Source organism: Mesorhizobium sp. M0659, assembly GCF_040320605.1.
GTDB lineage: Bacteria > Pseudomonadota > Alphaproteobacteria > Rhizobiales > Rhizobiaceae > Mesorhizobium.
The window spans coordinates 38,506-47,189 of sequence record NZ_JAMYPY010000032.1; the positions used below are offsets into that span (position 1 = coordinate 38,506).

The 8,684-nt window shown below is 62.5% G+C and carries 8 protein-coding genes; 3 read left to right on the forward strand and 5 right to left on the reverse strand.

Going from position 1 to position 8,684, the window contains the following annotated elements:
* Positions 1 to 3 precede the first annotated feature (3 nt).
* The 5 genes from iolG to NKI31_RS29470 all read right to left on the reverse strand — a co-directional run bounded on the left by iolG (position 4) and on the right by NKI31_RS29470 (position 5,480).
* Positions 4 to 999: an inositol 2-dehydrogenase gene (iolG, locus tag NKI31_RS29450; protein WP_352653235.1), complete on the reverse strand. Its 996-nt coding sequence runs from the start codon at positions 997 to 999 to the stop codon at positions 4 to 6.
* Positions 1,000 to 1,111: 112 nt separating this feature from the next.
* Positions 1,112 to 1,894 (reverse strand): ATP-binding cassette domain-containing protein, encoded by a 783-nt coding sequence (locus NKI31_RS29455; protein WP_027049093.1) that lies wholly within the window; start codon positions 1,892 to 1,894, stop codon positions 1,112 to 1,114.
* 2 nt (positions 1,895 to 1,896) lie between these two features.
* Positions 1,897 to 2,973, reverse strand: coding sequence for an ABC transporter permease (locus tag NKI31_RS29460; RefSeq protein WP_023703753.1), 1,077 nt, complete (start codon positions 2,971 to 2,973; stop codon positions 1,897 to 1,899).
* A gap of 161 nt (positions 2,974 to 3,134) precedes the next feature.
* Positions 3,135 to 4,076, reverse strand: a complete 942-nt coding sequence (locus NKI31_RS29465) for a sugar ABC transporter substrate-binding protein (RefSeq protein ID WP_023684065.1) — start codon at positions 4,074 to 4,076, stop codon at positions 3,135 to 3,137.
* Between the two features lie 372 nt (positions 4,077 to 4,448).
* Entirely contained in the window at positions 4,449 to 5,480 is a 1,032-nt protein-coding gene (locus NKI31_RS29470; protein WP_023684066.1) for a LacI family DNA-binding transcriptional regulator, read from the reverse strand.
* Between the two features lie 174 nt (positions 5,481 to 5,654).
* On the opposite strand from NKI31_RS29470, the gene NKI31_RS29475 reads away from it, so the two are divergent.
* The 3 genes from NKI31_RS29475 to NKI31_RS29485 all read left to right on the forward strand — a co-directional run bounded on the left by NKI31_RS29475 (position 5,655) and on the right by NKI31_RS29485 (position 8,392).
* Positions 5,655 to 6,758, forward strand: coding sequence for a fatty acid desaturase family protein (locus NKI31_RS29475; RefSeq protein ID WP_031209636.1), 1,104 nt, complete (start codon positions 5,655 to 5,657; stop codon positions 6,756 to 6,758).
* An 85-nt stretch (positions 6,759 to 6,843) separates the two neighbouring features.
* Positions 6,844 to 7,158: a MocE family 2Fe-2S type ferredoxin gene (locus tag NKI31_RS29480; RefSeq protein WP_023672328.1), complete on the forward strand. Its 315-nt coding sequence runs from the start codon at positions 6,844 to 6,846 to the stop codon at positions 7,156 to 7,158.
* 16 nt (positions 7,159 to 7,174) lie between these two features.
* Positions 7,175 to 8,392 (forward strand): NAD(P)/FAD-dependent oxidoreductase, encoded by a 1,218-nt coding sequence (locus NKI31_RS29485; protein WP_352653236.1) that lies wholly within the window; start codon positions 7,175 to 7,177, stop codon positions 8,390 to 8,392.
* The last annotated feature ends 292 nt before the right edge of the window (positions 8,393 to 8,684 follow it).

Consider the following 8,684-nt stretch of genomic DNA (forward strand, 5'->3'; position numbering starts at 1 on the left):
TTCTTACTTGTCGAGGCGGACGGTCTTGCCCGATGTCGCCGACTTCAGCGCCGCATCGGCCAGTTTTAGCGCAACGAGGCCGTCGGCGCCGCTCGGCGATGCCTTCTTGCCCGAGGTTGCAGCAGTGATGAAAGCGGCAATCTCGATGGCGTAGGCGTCGAGATAGCGGGTCATGAAGAAGTCGTGCAGCGGCGGGCGCGTATAGCCCTTCTCATTGGCGACCTCGATCGACACCGGCCGCTGGTTCTCGGCGGCGACCATGCCCTTGGAGCCATGCACCTCGATGCGCTGGTCGTAGCCATAGGTGGCGCGGCGCGAATTGGAGATGACGGCCTGCTTGCCGGATGCGGTTTCGAGGATGACGCTGACCGAATCGAAATCGCCGGCCTCACCGATCTTCTTGTCGACCAGAACCGAGGCATGGGCGCTGACCGCGACCACCTCTTCGCCGAGCAGGAAGCGCGCCATGTCGAAATCGTGGATGGTCATGTCGCGAAAAATGCCGCCCGAGCGCTTGATGTAATCGACCGGCGGCGCGCCCGGATCGCGCGAGGTGATGGTGACCATCTCGACAGTACCGATGGCGCCGTCGTCGATCGCCTTGCGCACGGCGGCGAAGTGCGGATCGAAGCGGCGGTTGAAGCCGACCATCAGCGTCGCCTTGGCCTTGTCGACCACAGCCAAGCACTTCTCGACGCGCTTGACGTCGAGGTCGATCGGCTTCTCGCAGAAGATCGCCTTGCCGGCCTTGGCGAAACGCTCGATCAGATCGGCATGGGTGTCGGTCGGCGTGCAGATGACCACGGCGTCGATGTCGTTGGCCTTCTCGATCGCGTCGATGGTGCGCTCTTCGGCGCCATAGGCGGTTGCCAACTCGGTCGCCGCCTTTTCAAAAGCGTCGGCAACGGCCACCAGTCTGGCCTGCGGGTTGGAGCCGACGGCGCGGGCATGGACCTTGCCGATGCGGCCGGCACCGAGGAGGGCGAAACGAACAGTCATGGGGTTTTCCTCTAGGGGGATGGGTTCGAGAGAGTTGTGTCTCCACCTTCCTTTTGAGAAAGGTGGCAAGATAATTTTTCGAGCACGCCAGAAAACAGGATGACCATCCTGTTCAGGCCGCGAGTTCCGCCTCCCCGGTCTTGGCGCCGGTGATGTAGGAGACGATGTCGTTGCCGTCGGTGTTTTCCTTGCGCAGGTTGGCGACGATGCGGCCGCGCCGGAAGACGACGATGCGATCGCACAGGTCGAACACCTGGCGCATGTTGTGGCTGATCAGGATCAGCGGTTCGCCATTGTCCTTCAGGGTGCGGATGATGTTTTCGACCTGCGCGGTCTCCTGCACGCCAAGGGCTGCCGTCGGCTCGTCCATGATGATCAGCTTGGAGGCGAAGGTCGCCGTCCTGGCGATGGCAACGCACTGGCGCTGGCCGCCCGACATGTGGCGGATGGTGTTGGAGAGGTTGGGGATTTTCACTGCCGTGCGGATCAGCGCCGCCTCGGTCGCCTTGCGCATGTATTTGCGGTCGAGGATCGAGAACGGCCCGAGATTGAAAAGCACCTTTTCGCGGCCGAGGAACAGGTTCGACGGCACGTCGAGATCGTCGGCCAGCGCCAGATTCTGGAACACGGTCTCGATGCCCGCCGTGCGCGCTTCGATCGGCCCGGCAAAATTCACTTCCCTGCCGTCGAACCAGATCTGGCCGCTGGTGCGTTGCTCGACGGCGGTGATCTGGCGCACGAAGGTCGATTTGCCGGCGCCATTGTCGCCCATGATGGCGACATGCTCGCCCTTGCGCAGCTCGAAATTCGCGCCTTCCAGCGCGTGCACGCCGCCATAACGCTTGGTCAGGTTTTCGGTCTTCAGGACGATGTCTGTCGTGGAGATATCTGGCATGGTCAAGCCCTCAATGCCCGCATGCGCTGGCGCCATTGGTCGAGAACGACCGCGCCGACGATGATCACGCCCTTGACCATCTCCTGATAGTAGGCGTCGAGGCGCAGGAAGGTGAAGCCGGAAATGATGACGCCGAAGATCAGCGAGCCGATCACGGTGCCGACGATCGAGCCGCGGCCGCCCGACAAAGAGACGCCGCCGATGACCGCCATTGCGATGGCGTCGAGCTCGTACATGACTCCCATGCCGGACTGTGCCGTCAGGTTCTTGGAGGAGAGCACGATGGCGGCCAGCGCGGCGAGGATGCCGGCAATGACGTAGACGAGGATCTTGTGGTTGGCGATCTTGATGCCGGACATGCGCGCGGCATCCTCGTTGGAGCCGATGGCATAGCAATGCTTGCCGTAGCGTGTGTAGGTCATGATCAGCTGGAACAGCACCGCCAGCGACAGGAAGATGATGACCGGCATCAGCCCCTTGCCGATACCAGCGAAACTTTCGGTCGGAAACGAGATCGGCTGACCCTTGGACCACCATTTGGCAATGCCGCGCGCGGTCACCATCATGCCGAGCGTGGCAATGAACGGCGGAATGCGCGTGTATGCAATCAAGGAGCCGTTGACGAGACCGGCGAGCAGACCGCAGCCGATGGCGACCAGCACCGGCACGATAACCGGCAGGTCGGTCCAGCCTTGCGCCAGGAACATCGCCTTGGGGTTGGGGTTACCGTTGACCGTCGCCACCTGGGCAAAACTCATGGCGATCATGGCGGTGGCGCCGACGATCGAGCCCGAGGACAAGTCGATGCCGCCGCAAATGATCACCTGCGTGACGCCGATGGCGATGATGCCGACGATCGACACCTGCAGGATGATGATCTGCAGGCGGGCCTCATTGAAGATCCCGGCGACGTTGTCGCGCGTGTTGAACAGGAAGCTGTCGCCAAGAAAGATGCGGCCGATCATTTCGAAGATGACGACCAGAATGACCAGCGCCAGGAAGACGTTGAATTCGGCCGGCCATGTCCGCCTCTTCGCGTCATAGCTGACCCCGCCGACGCCATGAGATGTCTGTGACATGCCTTGTCCTCCGTGAGGCCGCATTTGCCCTTCCGCCCCTCAGGGCGGTGGGGGAAACGGGAGCGGCGCGGTTGCGCCGCTCTCTTGTTTGTTTGTCGCAATTCCGGACGGAAAACCGCTTCACACTTTTTCCTGGAATTGCTTACGCGTGAGTTGCCGGCTCAGTTCTTCTTCAGGAACTTGTCGATGTTGGCCGGCGTAACCAGCTGGAAGGGCACGTAGACCTTGTGCTCGACCTTCTCGCCCTTGGCGAGCTTCAGTGCCGCGTCGAGCGCGCCGGCGCCCTGGCCGGCCGCGTCCTGGAACACGGTCGCATCGAGGTCGCCTGCTTGCATGGCGGCAAGCGCGTCCTGCGTGGCGTCGACCCCACCGACGACAACCGTCTTCATGTCGATGTTGGCGGCCTTCATCGCCTGGATGGCGCCGATGGCGCTTTCGTCATTGTTGGCGATGACGCCGTCGAACGGCTTGCCGGTCGACAGCCAGTTGGTCATCAGGTTCTGCGCTTCGTCGCGGTTCCAGTTCGAAGTCTGCTTGTCGATGATCTTGATGAAGCTGCACTCCGGCGTGGCGATCACCTCTTCGATGTCCTTGGTGCGCTGCACGGCGGCCTGGTTGGAAAGCTCGCCCATGATGACATAGACATTGGCCTCCTTCTTGCCGGCCTCGGTGAACAGGCGGCAGACTTCCTTGGTCTCGAGCGTGCCGGAATCGGCCTCGTTCGACGCGACGAAGGCCTGGTTGTCCGGCAGCGTGTCGACATTGACCGGCTGGCGGTTGACATAGACCAACGGGATCTTGGCGGCTGCGGCGGCGTCCGACATCGCCTGCGTGGCCGAGGTATCGACCGGGTTGACGATGATGGCGTCGACGCCCGAGGCGGCGAAGTTCTTGATCTGGTCGAGCTGCTTGGCGACGTCGTTCTGCGCGTCCTCGACCTGCAGTTCCACGCCGCTCATGCCCTTGGCCTGCTCGATCATGCCGTTGCGCAGCACGGTGAGGAAGTTGTCGTCGAACTTGGCCATCGACACGCCGACCTTGGCGGCAAAAGCGGACGAACTCATCAGCGCCGCAAAGGCGACGCCCAAAATCAGTTTCTTCATTGTGTTTCTCCTCCACATTGGTGTCCGGCTGCACCGATCTACCCGGAATCCCCGATAGCCCGAGGAATCGCTCCCTGATGCCTTCCTGTTCCGTATGGCGTTTTGTCCAAGGGATGGAACGCCAGGCTCCCAGTTTGAAACAGATGTTCCGGAACGAAAGAACCAAAATACCAATCTGATGAAATATTTATTCCATTTTTTCGCAAGACGTCAAGAGCGATTCCTAAGTCGGAAAGCGGATTTTCGGTCGCCGCGCCGCAATTTCACGTCGAATCGAGGCCGACAGCGGCCCAGGCCGAGTCTGAAGGCAGAATCTGATAGATTCTATCATCGCCGGAGAGCCCACGCCGAACGGGTCGGCGCGGCAACGCGTTAGATATTTTCCGGCAGATAGATGTCGAAGGGCAGAAAGGTCTGGCCCGGCGCGTTGGCGGCGCCGGCCTCGATGGAATGCGCCATCAGGTCGACAAGCTCGCGGCACAAGGCGGCGAGCGGCGTCGAGATCACCATTGTCAGGATGTTGTCGGCGAGTGCCGCGCGCGATTCGGCGTTGATCTCGTTGCAGACGACCACCGGCATGTTTGCGGGCTTCGCTGCGCGCAGCGCCGAGACCGCGCCTTCCATGCCGCCGCCGGCGACATAGCAGCCGGCAAGATCCGGATACCGCACCAGGAGATCGATCATCGCATCGTGGGTGACCTGGTTGGCTTCCAGATTGACCAGCGTTTCCATCACCGTGAAGTCCGGCGCATGTTCGCGGAAGAAGGAGCGAAATCCGATCTCGCGCAGTTCATGACCGTGGAAGCGATGACTGCCGACGAAAAGGGCGACCTTGCCGGGGTTCTTTGCCGCCCTGGCGATCATCCAGGCCGCGGTGCGACCGACCTTGCGATTGTCGAGGCCGACATATCCCTCACGGATGCCAGCGGCAAAGTCGGACAGCAGCGAGAAGACAGGTTGCCCCCTCGCTTTCAGCGACTCCACGACCGCCGTCAGCGTCGGATGGTCCGGACCGACAACGGCGATTGCTCTGGATTTCGCTGCCAGCTTGCGCATCTGGGCGGCGATCTCGTCGGCGGCTAGCGAGCTGGCGAAATCGATGGTGGCGACGCCGCGGAAGCGCTGCGATTGCGAGACCGCCATTTCTAGCTCCCTCGCGAAATCGCCGTAAAAAACATCATTGCCCCGCAGCAGCAGAAAGCCGAGGCGGTATTCCGGCAATTCCTGGCGCATGCGCCGCTTGATCAGCCCGGCGGCGTGGTAGCCGATGCCGGTCGCCGCCTCATAGACGCGGCGCGCGGTTTCCTCGCGCACCGGCAGCCGGTTGTTCAGCACCCTGTCGACAGTGGCGACGCTAACGCCGGAGATGCGCGCCAGATCGGTGATGGTTGGCCGTTTTGCCATGACTGTCCCGCATGAGTGCCTGCAACTGCTTACATCGTTCTGATGGAAAATGATAGAAACTATCTTTGTGATATTGAGACTATCACCGCATGGCGCTATTTTGCGCTCGGACACAAGCGCCTGTAATGGACATATCCGTCCTGACGGATGCTGTGGCCGACGGAGGCAGCCCCTATGGAAGCGACACTATCCACACTACCGTTTCGGCGCGACTACAGCCTGATGGGCCGCGATTCCAAGCTCGCCGTCGAGACCGGGCTGGCGGCGGCCGAGTGGTATCACACCGATATTCCGCGCAAGCAGATGAAGGAGCTGATGCAGCGCTCCGACGGGCCGGCGATCCGCGACACCGCGATCTGGCTGGCCGCGCTGATCCTGAGTGCCGCCGGCGGCGCCTGGTTCTGGGGCAGCTGGTGGTGCGTGCCGTTCTTCTTCGTCTATGGCGTGCTCTACGGCTCGTCGACCGACTCACGCTGGCACGAATGCGGCCACGGCACCGCCTTCCGCACCCAGTGGATGAACGACGCGGTTTACCAGATCGCCTGCTTCATGATCATGCGCAATCCGGTGACCTGGCGCTGGAGCCACACCCGCCACCACACCGACACCATCATCGTCGGCCGCGACCCGGAAATCTCCGTCATGCGGCCGCCGGATCTGTTCCGGGTCGCGCTTGGCTTTATCGGCGTGCTGGATGCCTGGCATGCGATGTCGGACATGCTGCGCAATGCCGCCGGCAATATCAGCGCGGCGGAAAAGACTTTTATCCCCGAACAGGAGCAGCCTAAGGCCATTCGCATCGCCCGCATCTGGACGGCGATCTATGCCGTGACGATCGCGCTGGCGCTTTATTTCGGTTCATGGCTGCCGCTGATGCTGGTCGGGCTGCCCCGGCTCTACGGCGCCTGGCATCATGTCATGGTTGGCCTGCTGCAGCATGGCGGGCTGGCGGAAAATGTCATCGACCACCGGCTGAACAGCCGCACCGTCTACATGAACCCGGTCAGCCGCTTCATCTACTGGAACATGAACTATCACGTCGAACACCACATGTTCCCGATGGTGCCCTATCATGCACTGCCTAAACTGCATGCGCTGATCAAGCACGATCTGCCGGCGCCGACGCCGTCGATCCTGGCCGGCTACCGCGAGATGATCCCGGCCTTTTTGCGCCAGCTGCGCAACGAGGACTATTTCCTCAAGCGCGAACTGCCGCCAACGGCGCGGCCCTATCGCGAGGAACTCCACAACGACGCCGTCGCCGCCGCGGCGGAATGATCGCGCGATTAAGCTTTTGTTTTGACGCAACTCCGAACGGAAAACCGCAACGCACTTTTCCTGGAATTGCTTTTGGGAGGAACACATGAGCGACTGGATCGAAGCCTGCGCCGCCGGCGACATCGACGAAGAAGATGTGATGCGCTTCGATCATGGCGGCCGCACCTTCGCCATCTATCGCAGCCCCGATGACGACTACTTCGCCACCGATGGCCTGTGCACGCACGAAAAGGTGCATCTGGCCGACGGGCTGGTGATGGATGACATCATCGAGTGCCCCAAGCACAATGGCCGCTTCAATTACAAGACGGGGGCGGCACGCGGCGCGCCGGTTTGCGTCAATCTCGCCACGTATCCGGTAAAGGTCGAGGCCGGCAAAGTGCTGATCCAGATCGGGTAGGACCATGCAGGCGGGAATGGTCATCATTGGCGCCGGCGAGTGCGGCGGGCGGGCAGCCCTTGCTCTGCGCGAACTGGGCTATGACGGGCCGGTGACGCTGGTGGGTGACGAACCCCATCTGCCCTATGAGCGGCCGCCTTTGTCCAAGGACGCAATGACGAGCGACGCGGCCGAGATCAAGACGATCGCCAGCGACGAAATTCTGGCCGAGAAATCGATCCGGCATATCCATTCCGTTCAAGCGGTGGCGATCGACCGCCCGGCGCATATGGTGCGGCTGTCTGACGGTTCGGCCCTGCCCTACGACAAGCTGCTGCTGGCGACCGGCTCGACACCGCGCAAGCTGCCGATGCCGGGATTGGGGTCGCGCTGCGTCTACCTCCGCACCTTTGCCGACGCGCTGGCCATTCGCGCCCACCTCAGCCCGGCAAACCGCATCGCCATCATTGGTGGTGGCTTTATCGGCCTGGAGCTCGCCGCTTCGGCGCGCAAGCTCGGGGCCAGCGTCACGGTCATTGAGGCGCAGCCGCGCATCCTCATGCGCGGGGTGCCGGCGGAGATCGCTGAAATCATCCATCAGGCGCATGAGGCCGAAGGCGTGACCGTGCTCACCGGTCAGGGCATCGCTGATATCGCCGACGACGGCGCTGAGGTGCACATCATGCTCGCCGATGGGCAGGACATCGTCGCCGATCTCGCCGTCATCGGCATCGGCGCCGTGCCGGTGACCGGGCTTGCCGCGGAAGCGGGCCTGACCGTCGATAACGGCATCGCCGTCAATGGCGAACTCCAAACAATCGATCCCGACATCTTCGCCGCCGGCGATTGCTGCTCGTTTCCGCTCGCTGTCTATGCTGGCCGGCGGGTAAGGCTGGAAGCCTGGCGCAATGCGCAGGAACAGGGTGCGCTGGCCGCGAAGAACATGCTGGGCGCCCGCGAAGCGCATGCCGCGGTGCCATGGTTCTGGTCGGATCAGCATGGTTTGTCGCTGCAGATCGCCGGCCTTCCCGACGAGGGCAAAAGCACGGTCCGCCGCGATCTCGGCGACGGTGCTTTTATTCTGTTTCATCTGGCCGAGGATGGCACGCTGGTGGCGGCGAGCGGCATCGGTACGGGCAATGCCGTGGCGCGCGACATCAGGCTGGCCGAGATGCTGATCGCGAAACGGGCACAGCCGGCGCCGGAGGCGCTGGGATCGCAGGCGGTCAAATTGAAGTCGCTGCTGGCGGCGTGAACCCACCCTCCCCTTGTGGGGGTCCGAAGGACGGGCGAGACCCGTGGCTCGCCTCGGCAAGTCGCTGCGAAGCAGCGAGGTGGGGGCGGCGCAGACCCCCACCCGGACCTTCGGTCCGACCTCCCCACAAGGGCATAGGCGCTAAGATAGGTATTGCCTTGCGGAATCGGGTGTGATTCTACGCTGCGATGACACATGAATCGCTTGTTGATGACGGCTGGGCCGAGACGATTGAGCTTCTGGGCGGCGAAGAGTTGATCGCAGGAAGTGCCCGCGAGACGAAGGCGTTCCT